Origin of the sequence: Eubacterium barkeri (assembly GCF_900107125.1) — a bacterium.
Classification (GTDB): domain Bacteria; phylum Bacillota; class Clostridia; order Eubacteriales; family Eubacteriaceae; genus Eubacterium_O; species Eubacterium_O barkeri.
This window is the reverse complement of the sequence record NZ_FNOU01000011.1, coordinates 71,470-86,949: the sequence shown is the minus strand read 5'-3', so window position 1 is coordinate 86,949 and position 15,480 is coordinate 71,470. Positions and strand designations below refer to the sequence as shown.

At 52.9% G+C, this 15,480-nt stretch carries 16 protein-coding genes and 1 riboswitch; of the genes, 11 read left to right on the top strand and 5 right to left on the bottom strand.

All coding sequences use genetic code 11. The annotated features are described in order from the left end of the window. Positions 1–1,039: class II D-tagatose-bisphosphate aldolase non-catalytic subunit (locus BLU30_RS08035; RefSeq protein ID WP_090245316.1), on the top strand; the 1,039-nt coding region annotated here is incomplete at its 5' end. A gap of 74 nt (positions 1,040–1,113) precedes the next feature. On the opposite strand, the gene BLU30_RS08030 is transcribed toward BLU30_RS08035, so the two are convergent. The 3 genes from BLU30_RS08030 to arsA form a co-directional block, all read right to left on the bottom strand. Continuing rightward, complete coding sequence (locus BLU30_RS08030; RefSeq protein WP_090245315.1) at positions 1,114–1,494, bottom strand: ArsR/SmtB family transcription factor; 381 nt, start codon at positions 1,492–1,494, stop codon at positions 1,114–1,116. Between the two features lie 65 nt (positions 1,495–1,559). Further along, positions 1,560–1,961, bottom strand: coding sequence for an arsenite efflux transporter metallochaperone ArsD (gene arsD, locus BLU30_RS08025; protein WP_090245313.1), 402 nt, complete (start codon positions 1,959–1,961; stop codon positions 1,560–1,562). 32 nt (positions 1,962–1,993) lie between these two features. Continuing rightward, a complete protein-coding gene (arsA, locus tag BLU30_RS08020) occupies positions 1,994–3,712 on the bottom strand; it encodes an arsenical pump-driving ATPase (protein WP_090245312.1) in 1,719 nt (572 codons plus the stop codon). 286 nt (positions 3,713–3,998) lie between these two features. On the opposite strand from arsA, the gene BLU30_RS08015 reads away from it, so the two are divergent. From BLU30_RS08015 to BLU30_RS07995, 5 genes are all read left to right on the top strand, one after another. Next, on the top strand, positions 3,999–4,295 hold the full coding sequence (locus BLU30_RS08015; RefSeq protein ID WP_090245310.1) for an ArsR/SmtB family transcription factor: 297 nt from the start codon (positions 3,999–4,001) through the stop codon (positions 4,293–4,295). 100 nt (positions 4,296–4,395) lie between these two features. Next, positions 4,396–5,715, top strand: coding sequence for a threonine/serine exporter family protein (locus BLU30_RS08010; RefSeq protein WP_176770868.1), 1,320 nt, complete (start codon positions 4,396–4,398; stop codon positions 5,713–5,715). 12 nt (positions 5,716–5,727) lie between these two features. Further along, positions 5,728–6,909 carry a phosphoenolpyruvate hydrolase family protein gene (locus BLU30_RS08005; protein WP_090245307.1) on the top strand — a complete coding sequence of 394 codons (1,182 nt, stop codon included), beginning with the start codon at positions 5,728–5,730 and terminating at the stop codon, positions 6,907–6,909. A gap of 145 nt (positions 6,910–7,054) precedes the next feature. Then, complete coding sequence (locus BLU30_RS08000) at positions 7,055–8,266, top strand: Tm-1-like ATP-binding domain-containing protein (RefSeq protein ID WP_090245306.1); 1,212 nt, start codon at positions 7,055–7,057, stop codon at positions 8,264–8,266. A gap of 20 nt (positions 8,267–8,286) precedes the next feature. Then, a complete protein-coding gene (locus BLU30_RS07995) occupies positions 8,287–9,117 on the top strand; it encodes a phosphoenolpyruvate hydrolase family protein (protein WP_090245304.1) in 831 nt (276 codons plus the stop codon). A gap of 434 nt (positions 9,118–9,551) precedes the next feature. Here the strand turns inward: BLU30_RS07995 and BLU30_RS07990 are convergent, their stop codons facing one another. Together BLU30_RS07990 and BLU30_RS07985 are read right to left on the bottom strand one after the other, a co-directional pair. Next, positions 9,552–9,830 carry a type II toxin-antitoxin system RelE/ParE family toxin gene (locus tag BLU30_RS07990; RefSeq protein WP_090245303.1) on the bottom strand — a complete coding sequence of 93 codons (279 nt, stop codon included), beginning with the start codon at positions 9,828–9,830 and terminating at the stop codon, positions 9,552–9,554. Then, positions 9,831–10,106: a type II toxin-antitoxin system RelB/DinJ family antitoxin gene (locus BLU30_RS07985; RefSeq protein WP_090245301.1), complete on the bottom strand. Its 276-nt coding sequence runs from the start codon at positions 10,104–10,106 to the stop codon at positions 9,831–9,833. A 228-nt stretch (positions 10,107–10,334) separates the two neighbouring features. Beyond that, positions 10,335–10,446, top strand: a riboswitch (molybdenum cofactor riboswitch). 48 nt (positions 10,447–10,494) lie between these two features. Here BLU30_RS07985 and BLU30_RS07980 point away from each other — a divergent pair. The 5 genes from BLU30_RS07980 (at position 10,495) to BLU30_RS07960 (ending at position 15,473) form a co-directional block, all read left to right on the top strand. Further along, a complete protein-coding gene (locus BLU30_RS07980) occupies positions 10,495–10,974 on the top strand; it encodes a 4Fe-4S dicluster domain-containing protein (protein ID WP_090245300.1) in 480 nt (159 codons plus the stop codon). Continuing rightward, on the top strand, positions 10,971–12,767 hold the full coding sequence (locus BLU30_RS07975) for an aldehyde ferredoxin oxidoreductase family protein (protein WP_090245298.1): 1,797 nt from the start codon (positions 10,971–10,973) through the stop codon (positions 12,765–12,767). The genes BLU30_RS07980 and BLU30_RS07975 overlap by 4 nt, the downstream gene beginning before the upstream one ends. Before the next feature lie 103 nt (positions 12,768–12,870). Next, positions 12,871–13,146, top strand: a complete 276-nt coding sequence (locus tag BLU30_RS07970) for a MoaD family protein (protein WP_090245325.1) — start codon at positions 12,871–12,873, stop codon at positions 13,144–13,146. A gap of 15 nt (positions 13,147–13,161) precedes the next feature. Further along, positions 13,162–13,635, top strand: coding sequence for an NADH-quinone oxidoreductase subunit NuoE family protein (locus tag BLU30_RS07965; RefSeq protein WP_242873544.1), 474 nt, complete (start codon positions 13,162–13,164; stop codon positions 13,633–13,635). Beyond that, positions 13,632–15,473 (top strand): NADH-ubiquinone oxidoreductase-F iron-sulfur binding region domain-containing protein, encoded by a 1,842-nt coding sequence (locus tag BLU30_RS07960; RefSeq protein ID WP_090245297.1) that lies wholly within the window; start codon positions 13,632–13,634, stop codon positions 15,471–15,473. The genes BLU30_RS07965 and BLU30_RS07960 overlap by 4 nt, the downstream gene beginning before the upstream one ends. Positions 15,474–15,480 lie beyond the last annotated feature (7 nt).

Genomic DNA, 15,480 nt, shown 5'->3' with positions numbered 1-15,480 from the left:
CCTGGGCCCCCTAACCTGGCAGGATGAAGGGGAAGCCACCGCCATGGATAAGGCCGAGGCCTTGGTCCGTGCCTTTGTGGCGGCAGGCTTTACCAAAATCCATTTAGATACCAGCATGCGCCTGGCCGATGATGATCCGACCCTCCCCCTGGCGGATACCACCATCGCCCGCCGGGCCGCCCGATTGGCCGCTGCCTGTGAAGACACCTTCAGAAATGGGGTTTTAGTACAGCATCCGGATGCCATCGAGCCGGTGTATATTGTCGGAAGTGAGGTACCCATTCCCGGTGGTGCCCAGGAAGAGGAATCCATCCACGTCACCACACCCGAGGATTTTGAGAGCACCCTCTCCCATTTTAAAGCGGCCTTTGAGGCCGCCGGAGCATCTGAGGCCTACACACGGATTATTGGTGTGGTGGTCCAGCCCGGTGTGGAGTTTGGGGATAATGCGGTGGAGGCCTACGACCGGAAGCGGGCGGCAGCCCTTTGCCAGAGTCTGACCCATCATCCCGGATTGGTGTTCGAAGGACATTCCACTGACTATCAAACCCCCAGGAACCTTCGACAGATGGTGGAGGATGGCATCGCCATTTTAAAGGTGGGGCCAGCCCTTACCTTTGCCTGTCGGGAGGCCTGCTTTGCCCTGGAAGCCATGGAGCAGGAGGTGGTGCGGGACGAGGAGAAGCGGTCCCAATTTAAGAGCACGCTGTTAAAAACCCTTTATCATACCCCTAAATATTGGAAGCGATATTATGATGAAGATCATCTGACCCTCAAAATGAAGTACAGCTACTCTGACCGGGTGCGATACGTCTTTGGAGAAGCGCCCGTACAGCAGGCCCTGGCCGAATTAATGGAAAATCTGAACAATGAACCCCTCCCCCGGGCACTCATTAGTCAGTATATGCCAAGACAGTATGACCGGGTCTGTGCCGGTAGCCTGGAACCCTGGGCCGAGGCCCTGATTAAAGACCGCATCAAGGATTTAATCGATCATTATCTTTACGCCACGGGAGTTGTTGTATCCCCGGGCCGATAACATTTAAAAAACCGCCAACCCCCAAGGCGCTGTCGCATGGCAGGCTGCAGGGGTTTGGCGGTTTTTAAAATACCTTATCCTCTTTTTTTCGTCAGCCGTTCCTCCAGAAGCAGGATCGGCAGGCAGTCGCAGGTGAGGGGGCCTGCTTGATAGTCCCGATAGTTTTGCTCATCGGTACAAAAGGGCTCCTCACATTGGATGAGGGACAGAATTTCTCTGGGAAAATCGTACTGATGGAGCCCCTCCTCGTTAATCTGACAGAATACGAATTTATTCACCCGGTTCCGGCGGATCAAATGATTCCGGTCCAAAATGCCTAAATGCTTGGAGAGATTGGACTGCTTGATGCCCAGAAGGTATTCCAACTCACACACACACATTTCCCCGTGGGAGAGCAGGTTTAAAATACGCAGCCGGGTGGGGTCCGATAAAGTTTTTAGGATGTCGGTGATCATGGTGTTCCCCTTTCACGTCGTCCTTTTAGTTTAACCCATTTTCGGGGGCTTGTCATGGAAAATGTTCAGCCGCAGCAGCCACCGTCTCCGCCTTTATCACCACCGCAGCAGCAGGAGGATTTGGAGAGCTTTTCCTGGAGCATGGCCATGGCCATTTCAGAGCGGTCGGTTCCTGTCCACTCCATGAGTTCTTCATTGCTGGGGTAGCTTCCCTTTCGGTAGACCTCCCCATCCACCAGGGTAATGGGCAGGGCATCGGCACCCTCGTTTAACAGGACGGTATTGACTTCAGCATTGTCCACATAGACCTGGGGCTCCTCAGACAGATTGTGGCGGATGACATCCTTGTGCAGCTTCACCAGATTGGTGACCATGGTGGCCATGCGGAGGAGCTCAGGATCCACTCCAGGACCGCAGACCCCAGTGGAACAGCACATTGCCGGATCAAAAATTTCTACTTTACTCATTTTAACAACCTCTTTCTAATATTATTTTCAAATTACGCTTGCCAGGGAATCACAATGGCGTTGCCCTGGCTTTCCTTGGCAATACGGGAAATCCATCCTTCTTCGGCGGCGGCCCGGGCCAGGAGGAAGGGATCTCGGGTATCCGTAGCGGATAGACAGGCGTTAACCACCCAAAATCGATTATTGATGCCAGCCCGGTTCAAATCGGCCTGAAGACGGTCTGCCTCAAAATAGGGCGTGGCTTCTGGCAGGGTGACGATGACCACCTCGGTTTCATCTGGATTTTTAAGTCGGGGCAGCAAATGGCGGACGGAATCGGGAATCTCCGCGTGGGAGCGCTCCATTTCTTTGTGATAGCTTTCAGTGGAATTAAGGAGCAGGAGGGTATGCCCCGTGGGAGCCGTATCGATGACCACCACCCGGTCGTCAGCCTTTTCCACAATCTCTGCAAAGGCCCGGAATACTGCGATTTCCTGGGTACAGGGTGACCGCAGATCCTCTTCGATATAGTCGATGTCGGCCTGGGATAGCCCGTTTTTTTGGGCCTTGCCAATGACCTCATCCCGATAGCGGGCCAGCTCTTGGGATTCATCGATATTGCTGATGGTGATGTTGGGATGCTTCAGGGACTGGGCACTGATGTGGCCGGCAGGGTCCGTGGTGGTCAGGTGGACCCTTTTGCCCATCCGGGCCAGGCCCAGGGCAATGGCACTGGCCACGGTGGTCTTCCCCACGCCCCCCTTACCCATGGTGAAGATAACCTTCTTTTCCCTTTGGTTCAAATCCTCAATCAAGGTGGAGAGTCCGGGATAATCCACAGCCCTGGTTTTCGGCAGGACTGTAATGGGGGGCTCGGGCTGAAGCATCCGGCGGATATTGGCAATGCCGCTGATATTGTAGGAGCGCAGGGGAATCATGGAGATGGGGTATTCCCTTAAACCCTGGGGCATGGACGCCAGGGCCTTTTGTTGTTTGCAATAAAAGCTTTCCGAGATGCGATCCCCCAGGACCTCACCATCCAGCAGACCGTTGATAATGAGCTGCTGGTTCGTGACTCCGATATCCCGTAGTTCCGCTGAGGCTCGCATGGCTTCCTGGAGTGGGGCCTTTTCCGGTCGAGCCACCAACATGAGGGTGGTCATCTTTGGATCTGAGAGGGTGGCCACCGCTTTTTCGTACATGGCCTTCTGCTCCCCCAGCCCCGAGAGCTGCCCCATACAGGAGGCTCCGGTGGTGTTTTCATCAATGAAGGAATTCCAGGCCGATGGCAGTGCAAGCATCCGCAGGGTGTGCCCGGTGGGGGCGGTGTCAAAGATGATATAATCGTAGGCATCCTGGATGGTTTCGTCGGTAATGAAATGGGAGAATTCATTAAAGGCGGCAATTTCCACAGTACAGGAGCCGGAAAGCTGTTCCTCCATATTTTGGATAACGGATTCGGGCATCTTTCCCCGGTAGGGCCCCACCACCGATTCCCGATATTCAGAAGCGGCTTCCTCCGGATTCAAATTGGCCACGGTAAGTCCCGGGACATGGTTGATGGCTTTGCCTTTATTATCCAGTTCTGTTTCAAAAACATCCTGGAGGTTAGAGGCGGGGTCGGTGCTGATTAAAAATACCCTCTTCCCGGCATCTGCCAGGGCCATGGCAGTGGCACAGGAGGTGCTGGTTTTGCCCACACCGCCCTTCCCGGTAAAAAATAGATATTTGGTTAAGCCCGGGGTATCCGGGGCATAAGTTTTTAGTTCCATGGGAATCCTCTTTCTGAGTCATCATAAGACTCGGTGCCTTTATTTTTATCATATTACTTTATATTCATATAATAAAACATAAGAAAAGGACTGTCAAGGAATTAATAAATATATAAGCATATTATTATGTGCTGATTATGAATTGGTGTTTTTCACTTCTAAACGATGTGACTCAATGGCGGCAAATCCTGGATATTGATTGGAAGCCTGTCAAGGGGGATTGAAAATACAGGGTTTTGCTTTATAATAATGATAGAATAAATATTGTATTAATTAGGAGTAAACTATGGCATCTTTTGACCGATCCGTAAAAATATTAAAAGCTCTGGGTCACCCCATCCGTTTTCAAATTGTTCAGTTCCTGTTAGATAAGCCCCATTGTGTTTGCGAATTGAAAGAACACCTGGACTTTTCCCAGCCGAACCTTTCCCAGCATTTAAAAATTTTGAGGGAGGCGGGCATTATTGACAGTGAAAAGGTGGGAATCCAGACCCACTATCATATTTGTCTCCCCCATACCCAGGCGCTTCTTGAAGCGGCAGAGGCCATGGGTGATGAACGATTAGAAAACATGTTATCCTGAATACCCATTAAGCCAGCGTTCAACTTGTTATGTTTAAATACAGACAAAAATAAAGGCAAAAAGGCCGATTCACTGGAATTGAATAGATGGGATGGCAATCATGAATCAGAAATCAAAAGAGAGTATATTAAGGGGGGCCCAGGAGCGGATATCGCCACCGGGCAGCACCAGCCTGACAGAATATCGGGAGCTGATGGGTATTTTACGTTCGGCCCTGGATATCGCAGAGGGTATTTTGGTTAACGGTGGGGAAACATCGGACGCCGAGGCGATGGTCATTCGAATTTGCAAGGCTTATGGTGCTGAGGAAGTCAATGTGTGGGCGATTATCAGTGTGGTCCAGGGGACGATGCGGATGCCCAGTGGCTTAGAGGTTTCCCTGAGTAAACGGATTTACGATAGTAATATCAATCTTTTCCGATTGCAGCGGATGAATGAGATTGCAGAGACCTATATCCAGGACAAACCGGATGAGAAACAGCGTCGGGCCCTTTATGAAGCGGCTTGCCAGGCAGAGCCCTTTCCGAGAGCCGTCTTTTTAATGGGCGGCCTGATCTGTACCTTTGGATGGTGTCTTTACTTTGATGGGTCTCTTTTGGATGCACTATGCTCGGGACTCATCGGGTTTATTTTGCTTTTTTGTAAGGATCACATTCTTCAGTATTTTAACAATATGGCCACGACAATTTTACTATCGGCCTTTTCGGGGATGTTAGCGGCCATTTTCCTCAAGCTTGGGTTTGTGGTCAGCTATTCCTTTATTGCCATTGGGATTATTATGCTGCTCATCCCCACCCTTCAGGTGGCCAATGGTATCCGGGAATTATTTGGGGGGGATATTGTCTGCGGGACCCTGCGCATCCTCCAGGCCATGCTGACCACCAGTGCCATTGCCCTGGGGTTTATGATTGCCATGCTCGTCTTTAAGTTTGCCCCCAATGAGACGGCCATGGTGACACCGGTTCCCAAGCTTGTGCTGTCAGCGGGAATTGGGGTTCTGGGTTACGCCATTGTCTTTAAAGCCTCCTTAGAGCGGTTTGTCCCCATTATTCTGGGGGGATTGGCCACTGCGGGGCTATGGGTGTTTTTGCAGCAGACCGGCATGGGGGTGATTGCCAATACCTATTGGTGTTCCATTTTTATCACCGGATATGCCATGATTTTCTCTAAAATTGTGAAGGACAGTAATACAAATACCTATCTGCTCCCCATCTTAACCATTCTGCTCCCGGGGAAGTACTTTTACTATAGCACCTACTATATCGTTATTTTTGATCAACAGCGGTTTTGGAGCAATGTCAGCTTAATGTCAGAAATGATCTTTGGGATTGTCTTTGGAATCATTACCGTTAATCTCACCGTTCATTTTATCCTTGAATTTCTTGAAAGACGGAGAAAACGTGATATACTGAAAAAATAGAGGGGGTGGCCAATGGAGGGACGACAGGTTTTCCTAAAGCGTTTGTATGAGGCTTCCGATGCAGGGGAGCATATTATCGGGGCGGTTTGTGGTTCCGGTCTGACGGCCAAGTATGTCATGGCGGGAGGGGCGGATTTTATCCTGGCCCTGAGCTCTGGCATTTATCGGAGCATGGGCCGGGGATCCTTGGGGGGACTGATGCCCTACGCCAACAGCAACGAGATGGTGGCGGCCTTTGCTAAACGGGAGCTACTTCCCATGACCAGGGATTTTCCCGTGTTCTTTGGCTTAAATGCCACGGATCCCACCCTGGAGATCAAGACCTATATCAAAGCCATCCGGAATTGGGGCTTCACCGGGATTAATAATTACCCCACCATCGGTTTTTACGATGGGGATTTCCACGATGCCCTGGAGGCCTCGGGTCTGTGTTATGAAGCGGAGGTCCAGGCCATTGCCTACGCCCATAAGCTGGGCATGGCCACTGTTGCCTTTGCCTTTAATGTCGACCAGGCCAAAGAGATGATCCGGGCCGGGGCGGATGTTTTGTGCGTCCATTTAGGGCTGACTGGGGGAGGCCTTTTAGGAGCCTCCAAGGTGTTCTCCCTGGTGGCGGCCAAGGATAAAATCAACGCCATTTTCGAGGTCTGCGATACCCTGCGGCCAGGGATTTTAAAGATGGTTTACGGCGGGCCTTTAAAGGACCCGGTGGACGTTCAATACATGTATCAAAATACCCAGACCCATGGCTACATCGGCGGATCGTCCTTTGACCGGATTCCAACGGAAAAGGCCCTCCTCAATATCACCCAGGCTTTTAAATCCACCCAGCGCTTTACTGAGGATACCCTTATGCAGAAAATGCTCACCGGTATTACCAAATATTACGATTATCCAGCCTTTGTCAAAGAATACATCAAGCAGAATTACATGAATGAGATCGCCTTTTCAGACCTCGCCCGGCTCTGCGGGGTGAGCCGGGGGCATTTAAGCACCCGCTTCAAGCAGGAGGTGGGCTGCACCCTCCAGGATTATCTGCTGAGTTATCGCATGAAGAAGGCTGCCTCCCTTCTGAAGCGCGGGGTAACGGTGGCTGAGGCCGGAACCATGGTGGGATATCCAGATGTGGCCCATTTCAGTAAGATGTTTAAAAAGACCATGGGAGCTTCACCGAAAACGTATAAATGTCATTAATACAAAAAGACAAATCCGCCGTACAATAACACATGGCTTTTTACCGCAGATGACAGTATGATTAGGGTAGATCTTAATGATACTGTTTTTTCTATGGCCATAGAAAGGTGTTGATACCGAGGGGTATCGGAAACGGAGGACGAATGTGAAGACAATTGCCATTGCAGGAACCTTTGATACCAAGGGAAGGGAGTACGCTTACGTCAAGGACCTCATTGAGGGCCTGGGACTGAAGACCCTGACCATTAATACCGGCGTGTTTGAACCTGTGTTCGAACCGGATGTGTCCAATGCCGCCGTTGCGGCGGCTGCGGGAGCAGATATTCAGGAAATTGTCCATCGGGGGGATCGGGCCTACGCCACGGAGATCCTCTCCAGGGGGATGGAAATTCTGGTAACCCAGCTGTACGAGGCCGGTCGGTTTGACGGCATCCTCTCCTTTGGGGGAAGCGGCGGCACGGCCCTGGTTACCCCTGCCATGCGGGCCCTGCCCATTGGGGTGCCTAAGGTCATGGTATCCACCATGGCCTCTGGGGATGTCTCTGGCTACGTGGGGACCAGCGATATTGTGATGATGCCTTCGGTGGTGGATGTGGCGGGACTCAATTCCATTTCCACTAAAATTTTTGCCAATGCCGCCTTTGCCATTGCGGGTATGGTGAAATTTGAGGACACCCATGAGATTGAAAAGAAGCCCCTCATTGGGGCGACAATGTTCGGAGTGACCACGCCCTGCCTCACCGAGGCCCAGAAATACTTAGAGGACCGGGGCTACGAGGTGCTGATTTTCCACGCCACAGGAACCGGTGGACAATCCATGGAAGCCTTAATTGATGGCGGCTTCATTGAAGGGGTATTGGACCTCACCACCACCGAGTGGGCGGACGAGCTGGTTGGCGGTATGCTGGCGGCTGGGGAACACCGTCTGGAGGCCGCTGGCCGGGCTGGGATTCCCCAGGTGGTTTCCGTGGGGGCGGTGGATATGGTGAATTTTGGACCCATGGACAGTGTACCGTCCAAATTTGCCGGGCGGAACCTCTACAAGCATAATCCCATGATTACCCTCATGCGCACCACTGTGGATGAAAATCAGGCCATCGGCCAGAAGATTGCGGAGAAGCTAAGGGATACCACTGGCCCGACGGTGGTTATGCTGCCCCTGAAAGGGGTCTCCATGATCGACGCAGAGGGGGAACCCTTCTACGGACCCGAGGAGGATGCGGCCCTGTTCGATGCCATCCGGGATGGTCTGGATCAGGATAAGGTGACCCTTCGGGAAATGGACTGCCATATCAATGATGTGGACTTTGCCAAGGCAGCAGCCCAGCAGCTCATTGATTTAATGGAAAATAAATAATTAAAAAAAGGAGAATCGCAATGAACAAACAAACACGGGAAGAAATCGTACAGGGCTATAAGGCTAAGGTGGCATCCGGGGAAATCTTAGTGGGCGTGGGTGCCGGTACTGGGATTACGGCCAAGAGCAGCGAAGCCGGCGGGGCGGATATGCTCATTATCTACAACTCCGGGCGTTACCGGATGGCGGGACGGGGCTCTCTGGCGGGCTTACTCTCCTATGGGGATGCCAATGCGATTGTCTGCGAAATGGCCAGCGAGGTCCTGCCTGTTGTTAAAGACACCCCTGTTCTAGCCGGGGTTTGCGGTACCGACCCCTTCCGGGTTATGGAGGTTTTCCTCAAAGAGCTGAAGGATATGGGCTTCTCCGGGGTACAGAACTTCCCCACCGTCGGCCTCATCGACGGGGTCTTCCGTCAGAATCTGGAAGAAACGGATATGGGCTACGGTCTGGAAATTGAAATGATTCGCAAGGCCCATGAAATCGGCCTGCTGACCACCCCCTATGTCTTTGATGAGGATCAGGCGAAGGCCATGGCGGAAGCTGGTGCGGATATTCTGGTGGCCCATATGGGGCTGACCACCAAGGGAACCATCGGGGCGAAAACAGCCCTGACCCTGGACGACTGTGTGGAAAAGGTTCGGGCCATTATGGAAGCCGGCCGCTCTGTCAATCCGGAGATCATGGTCATCTGCCATGGTGGCCCCATCGCCGAACCGGCAGATGCCCAGTATGTCATTGAACGTATCGAAGGTATCGATGGCTTCTTCGGCGCTTCCAGTATCGAACGCTTTGCCGCAGAAAAGGGCATCACAGCCCAGACCGAAGCCTTTAAGGCCATTAAAAAATAAGCTGGTATTCACGAAAAATACCTCCTCATCGTTGTGGTGGGGAGGTGTTTTTAATGTACGGATTTTATAAAGACCGGGAGCTGTGATTCCTGATAGATAATGACGATACAGAGGATTTGATTAGCCGATGTTCATGATGCCCTTTCCACATTTGGCCGTTTGATTTCGAGTACTCATAAAAAAAGTCTTTGATGGTGTATTCACGACCCTGCAAACCGGGTTAAGCAAGCTTGGTGATACCTCTGGGACCCGGAAAATTATGACACTACCTTCTTCGATATTGAAGCACAAATCCAGGAAACTGAAAAAGGTCTGTCCCAGAGGATTGATGCGCTAAACGGCAATCCCTACTGGAAAAGATGTTTGTTTCAGAGTAAATCCGGGGCAAGACAAAAAAGCCACCCTCAGCGGGTGACTTTCAGATAATTCCTATCCTATAGATTAAAAAGATCGGAGTGGCTGCCGGTATCCACAAGGGTTAAGGTCAGAATAGCATCATCAATAAGATAGATCAGTAACCAGTCCGGTTGGATATAGCATTCATGAAACCCCTCCAGAGAACCGTTGAGGGCATGATCATAATATTTATCCGGTAGTTGCTGGCCCTTGGGAAGCATTTCCATAACAGCATCGAGACGGGCAAGGCTAAGGCCGCGCTTTTTAATCCGCTTATAGCCTTTTTTATAGGCGGTGGTAAATTTTAAGGTATACATCTAGTCGGCATCTAAGGCTTTTTTCAAGTCATCCAGGGTCGTATATCCCATTACTTCGGGGTCTCTGGAAATTTGCCGGGCTTGTGTCATAGCAGATAGGGTTTTTTGATTATAGCTCGGTAGGGCAACCTCAAAGGGAAGACCACCACGGAGAATGCATTGGTGCAGGAAGATGTTAACGGCGCTGGACATATCCATGCCAAGATCGTTGAATAATTTGGTAGCCTGGGTTTTGATCTGGGCGTCAATTCGAATTTGGGTTGGTGTTGTTGCCATTGTTATCAACTCCTTTCATGGTTATTTTCCTACGATCGGTATACAATGTCAATTAAATAAAGGAAGAATAGACACATCATACGAAGTTGATGGGGTTGAATGCTGAAAATTATGGAATAAAGAATGCCGTTAGTTTGGGAACAGCGTAAGGTTGGGGAAGGTCCACAATGGTTCCAACTTCATTCTGCAAAGGACTTGCAATCCTAAGAAGATGGGCGTATAATGAAATCAATTAAATAACTCCGAGTCCATTGCATCCCACAGGGATGGGTGGAACCATGGGTTTGACTGGCAACAGCCGGGCCTGCCGTATTTGCAAAGGAGGCACTATTATAAAGGGGACGGACCCTTTTATAGTAGTGTTATTTTATTTCCAGGAGGTAATTTTATGGCGAAGCAATTGTTGATCAAGCCTGAGAAATGCTTGTCCTGTCGAACATGCGAAACGGTATGTTCCTTTGGGCACTTTCAGGTTTTTAATCCAAAACTGTCCAATGTGACGGTTTTTGCCTATGAGGCGGCGGCCATTTCGGTCCCGGTGATGTGCCTGCAGTGTGCTGATGCATCCTGTGTGGCGGTGTGTCCGGTGGGGGCCATGACCAAGGGCGAAGACGGCCTGGTCACCCTGAACCAGGACAAGTGCATTGGGTGTAAGATGTGCCTGAATGCTTGCCCCCTGGGGAATATCGGCATCAATCCCGCCACCGGCAGACTCCACAAATGCGATTTATGCGATGGCGATCCCCAGTGTGCAAAATACTGCCCCACGGGGGCCATTGAATATGCAGACGCCACCGAGGATAAAAACCGTCAAAAAGCGGTGGCCGATGGACTGCGGGACGCATATGGAGAGGAGGCGATTTCATGAACGCATGGACTGGAAAACTATTGAGAATCGATTTGGCCACGGGGTCCATTGCCACAGAGCCCCTCAAAATGGATCTGGCCAGGGACTATGTGGGGGCCCGGGGTCTGGGCACCAAGTATTTCTGTGATGAGGTCGATCCCAAGGTCGAACCCCTGAGCCCGGAAAACAAGCTGATCTTTATGACCGGCCCCCTGACCGGGACTGCCGCAGCCTGCGGCGGCCGTTATGAGGTGGTGGCCAAGGCGCCCCTGACGGGGACCATCGGCGCGGCCAATTCCGGGGGATACTTTGGCCCCGAGCTTAAATATGCAGGATATGACGGCATCATCTTTGAAAATGCCAGCGAAAAACCCGTGTACCTCTACATCAAGGATGATGTGGTGGAGCTCCGGGATGCAGACCATCTCTGGGGGAAAACCGTCTTTGAAACCACGGATATGCTCAATGAAGAATGCGGCGAAAGCTTTCGCATTGCCTGTGTGGGACCCGTGGCAGAAAAGGGATGCCTGTACTCCGGGGTGATGAATGACAAGCATCGGGCAGCCGGCCGGGGTGGTCTGGGGACCGTTATGGCCAGTAAAAACCTGAAGGCTGTGGCGGTTCGGGGCAGCGGTGGCCTGAGCGTGGCCAATAACGAAGGCTTTATGGCCTCCATGGCGGATTGCCGGACCAAGCTTTTGGCCCATCCCGTCACCGGTGGTGGTCTTCCTGCCTACGGAACGGAAATCCTGGTGAACATCCTCAATGAAAGCGGGAGCCTGCCGGTGAATAATGGCCGGGACGGTGCGGTATTTGAACAGGCAGAAGCCATCTCCGGGGAAGCCTTAGTGGATGAATACCTGGTGCGCGATAAGGCCTGCTTTGGCTGCTGCATCGGCTGCGGACGGATCGTTCATGTGAAGGATGGCCCCTTTAAGTCTGCTGGAGAAGGCCCGGAATACGAGGCGGGCTGGTCCTTCGGGGCGGCCTGTGGTGTGGATCGTCTGGACGCGGTGTGCAAGGCCAACTTCCTGTGCAACGAATACGGCATGGACCCCATTACCCTGGGCTCTACCATTGCCTGTCTCATGGAATTGTACGAAGCCGGCTATATCCCTGAAGAGGATATCGGATTCCCAGTGCGCTTCGGGGATGCGGAGGTCGTGGTTAAGCTGGTGGAAATGGTCTGTGAGGATGAAGGCATTGGCCATCTCATCGCTCAGGGCTCCTACCGCATGGCTGAAAAGTACGGCCATCCGGAGCTGTCCATGACGGTGAAAAAGCAGGAAATGCCGGCCTACGACGGCCGTGCCCAGCAGGGTATCGGCCTGGAATACGCGACCTCTAACCGTGGAGGGTGCCATGTCCGGGGGTATATGACCGCTCCGGAAATCCTGGGACTCCCCGTTAAGATGGACCCCCTGGTCACCGAGGGAAAGGCCGGAATGCTTAAAGCCTTCCAGGACCTCACCGCCCTCATCGATTCCATGGGGATGTGTCTGTTCACCTCCTTTAGCCTGGGCTTGCCCGAGTACGCCGAAGCCTATCGCCAGGCAGTGGGCAGTGATGAATCCGACGAAGACATCCTCTTAAAGGGGGAACGGGTCTGGAACCTGGAAAAGATGTTCAACATTGCCGCTGGTGTGGAAAAGGATACCCTGCCGCCACGGCTGCTCCGGGAAGCCCTGCCCGCAGGACCTGCCAAGGGACGGGTGAACGAGCTCTACACCATGCTTGAGGAATACTATACCTTAAGGGGATGGGATGGCGATGGTGTGCCGACGCCGGAAAAGAAGACCGCCTTGGATCTTTAAGGGGGATTAAATTTTAAAAATAATGGGGCTTTCACGCTGTCCGGTGGATGGCGGAAAGCCCCCCTTGGGTACAGAAGGCCGATATCCGGCAGAAGGGGGAGCCATGAAAGTAAAGTTCTTTGCCTATATAAGGGATTACACCGGCACCAAGGCCATCGATATGGAAGCTGTTCCGGATGTCTACACCTTAATCCACGAGCTCAGCGACCGCTATGGAAAAGATTTTAGAGGAGTGGCCCTGGCTCCGGGTGGGGAGACCCTGGGGGATGAAATCATCATTCTGGTCAATGGCCGCCATGTGGAGCATCTGAACGGCATCCACACGCCCCTTGTGCCGTCGGATACCGTTGCAATTTTCCCGGTGGTGGCCGGGGGATGAAAGGAGAGGACAGCGTTGGACATCACACCGAATCAAATCAGAACAATTATGGAGGCCTATCCCAGGGATGAGCGGTTTGCCCTGGCCATACTGCAGGATATGCAGCGGACCTTCCAGTATATTCCGAGGAGCGGGCTTATGGCCCTGGCAGAATACCTTGGCCGACCGGAGGCCAGCCTTTACGCCATGGCCACCTTTTACAAGGCCCTTAGCCTAAAGCCAAAGGGTAAGCACATCATCAAATGCTGCGATGGCACCGCCTGCCATATCCGGGGATCCTTAACCATTGTGGATGGGGTTAAGCGCTTATTGGGACTGGCCCCGGGGGAAACCTCCGAGGACGGGCTGTTTTCCCTGGAAACGGTCAACTGCATGGGGGCCTGTGCCCTGGCACCCGTGGTGGTGGTGGATGATGTTTACCACAGCAAGGTGACCCTGGACAAGCTAAAGGCTATTTTAGAGGAATGTGTAGAGGAGGATGAAGGATGAAGGACCAGAAAATCCTGATTTGCTGCGGGACTGGCTGTCGGGCCAATGGCAGCATGGCTGTAGCAGAGGCCTTTGGGCAGATCATTGCTGAAAAAAACCTTTCCGCCGAAGTCCAGACTGATATCAAAAAGACCGGATGCAGCGGCCTGTGTGAAAGCGGTCCCGTGGTCCAGATTCTTCCCCAGGGTATTATGTACTATAAGGTAAAGGTGAAGGATGTCCCGGCCATTGTGGAGCGGACCATTGAAGGGGGAGAAATCATCGAAGGCCTTCTGGGGAAGGACAACGATGGGAAACGGGTAAAAACCCAGCAGGAACACCCCTTCTACGCCAACCAACACAAGATTGCCTTAAGGGACCTGGGCTGGCTGGATCCTGAAAGCATCGATAACTATATAGAGGCCGGGGGATACCAGGCCTTACAGAAGGCCCTCACCATGACACCCGGGGCTATTATCCATGAGGTGGAAGCCTCCAACCTTCGGGGTCGGGGTGGTGCTGGATTCCCCACCGGGCGCAAATGGCGCACGGCGGCGGGGTACGATGTCTTTCCGAAATATGTGGTGTGTAATGGGGACGAGGGGGACCCCGGTGCCTTTATGGACTGCTCCCTCATGGAGGGGAACCCCCATGTGGTGCTGGAGGGTCTAGCCATTGCCGCCATCGCCATTGGTGCCGAGGAGGGCTTTTTCTACGTCCGGGATGAATACGATCTGGCGGTACGGATGCTGCGGGGGGCCATCGCCGCTGCCGAGGACCGGGGAATCTTAGGCGCCTCTGTCATGGGCACCGGCCGTAAGCTGAAGCTTTCTGTGGTCCGGGGAGGCGGGGCCTTTGTTTGTGGAGAATCCACAGCCCTTATGGCCTCCATTGCCGGCCGGGTTGGAGAACCCCGGGCAAAATATATCCGCTCGGTACAGCGGGGCCTTTGGGATCATCCCACGGTGCTCAACAACGTGGAAACCCTGGCCAATATCCCGGTGATCATCCGGGATGGCGGTGCTGCCTTTGCCCAGGTGGGTACGGAAAAAAGCGGAGGCACCAAGGTATTTGCCATGGTGGGGAAGGTCAAACGAACTGGTCTGGCAGAGGTTCCCATGGGGGCTACCCTGCGCCACTTGATTTTCGATATCGGCGGGGGAATCCTGGGGGACCGTCCCTTTAAGGCTGTCCAAACCGGAGGGCCCTCCGGGGGCTGTATCCCAGAGTCCATGCTGGATTTAGAGGTGGATTTTGACACCCTTAAGGCTTACGGTGCCATGATGGGCTCCGGTGGGATGATCGTCATCGATGACCGAAGCTGTATGGTGGAGGTTGCCCGGTATTACACTAAATTTCTCTGTGAGGAAAGCTGTGGAAAATGCACCCCCTGTCGGGAGGGACTCCGACGGATGCTGGAAATCCTGACGGATATCTGTGAAGGCCGGGGCCGGGAGGGGGATATCGAGCTCCTGGAAACCATCGGCCACGCCATGGAGGACGCCTCCTTGTGCAGCCTTGGGAAATCCGCCCCCAACCCGGTACTGACCACCATTAAATTCTTCCGGGAGGAATACGAGGCCCATATCCGGGACCACTATTGCCCGGCGGGGGTGTGTACTGTGCTGACAGCCTTTGCCATCGATAAAAATGGGTGCGTGGGCTGCGGTGCCTGCAGTCGCCAATGTCCGGTGGATGCCATATCCGGCGGAAAGAAGGAGCCCCATACCATCGATCCAGCCAAATGCATCGTCTGTGGAAGCTGTCGGGAAGCCTGTCGCTTTGATGCGGTCATCACCGTGAAAAAAGGGGCAGGGCATCAGAAAACGGCGCATTCCCTGGCCGTGGAATTGTTGTAGGGGGTTC

Bases quoted from the DNA above. Each gene is read 5' to 3' on its own strand.
- BLU30_RS07970 (WP_090245325.1), top strand. From the start codon at position 12,871: ATGAAAGTAAAGTTCTTTGCCTATATAAGGGATTACACCGGCACCAAG.
- BLU30_RS08010 (WP_176770868.1), top strand. From the start codon at position 4,396: ATGAATCAGAAATCAAAAGAGAGTATATTAAGGGGGGCCCAGGAGCGG.
- BLU30_RS07975 (WP_090245298.1), top strand. From the start codon at position 10,971: ATGAACGCATGGACTGGAAAACTATTGAGAATCGATTTGGCCACGGGG.
- BLU30_RS08030 (WP_090245315.1), bottom strand. From the start codon at position 1,494: ATGATCACCGACATCCTAAAAACTTTATCGGACCCCACCCGGCTGCGT.
- arsA (WP_090245312.1), bottom strand. From the start codon at position 3,712: ATGGAACTAAAAACTTATGCCCCGGATACCCCGGGCTTAACCAAATAT.
- arsD (WP_090245313.1), bottom strand. From the start codon at position 1,961: ATGAGTAAAGTAGAAATTTTTGATCCGGCAATGTGCTGTTCCACTGGG.
- BLU30_RS07990 (WP_090245303.1), bottom strand. From the start codon at position 9,830: ATGTATACCTTAAAATTTACCACCGCCTATAAAAAAGGCTATAAGCGG.
- BLU30_RS07985 (WP_090245301.1), bottom strand. From the start codon at position 10,106: ATGGCAACAACACCAACCCAAATTCGAATTGACGCCCAGATCAAAACC.
- BLU30_RS07995 (WP_090245304.1), top strand. From the start codon at position 8,287: ATGAACAAACAAACACGGGAAGAAATCGTACAGGGCTATAAGGCTAAG.
- BLU30_RS07980 (WP_090245300.1), top strand. From the start codon at position 10,495: ATGGCGAAGCAATTGTTGATCAAGCCTGAGAAATGCTTGTCCTGTCGA.
- BLU30_RS07960 (WP_090245297.1), top strand. From the start codon at position 13,632: ATGAAGGACCAGAAAATCCTGATTTGCTGCGGGACTGGCTGTCGGGCC.
- BLU30_RS08005 (WP_090245307.1), top strand. From the start codon at position 5,728: ATGGAGGGACGACAGGTTTTCCTAAAGCGTTTGTATGAGGCTTCCGAT.
- BLU30_RS08015 (WP_090245310.1), top strand. From the start codon at position 3,999: ATGGCATCTTTTGACCGATCCGTAAAAATATTAAAAGCTCTGGGTCAC.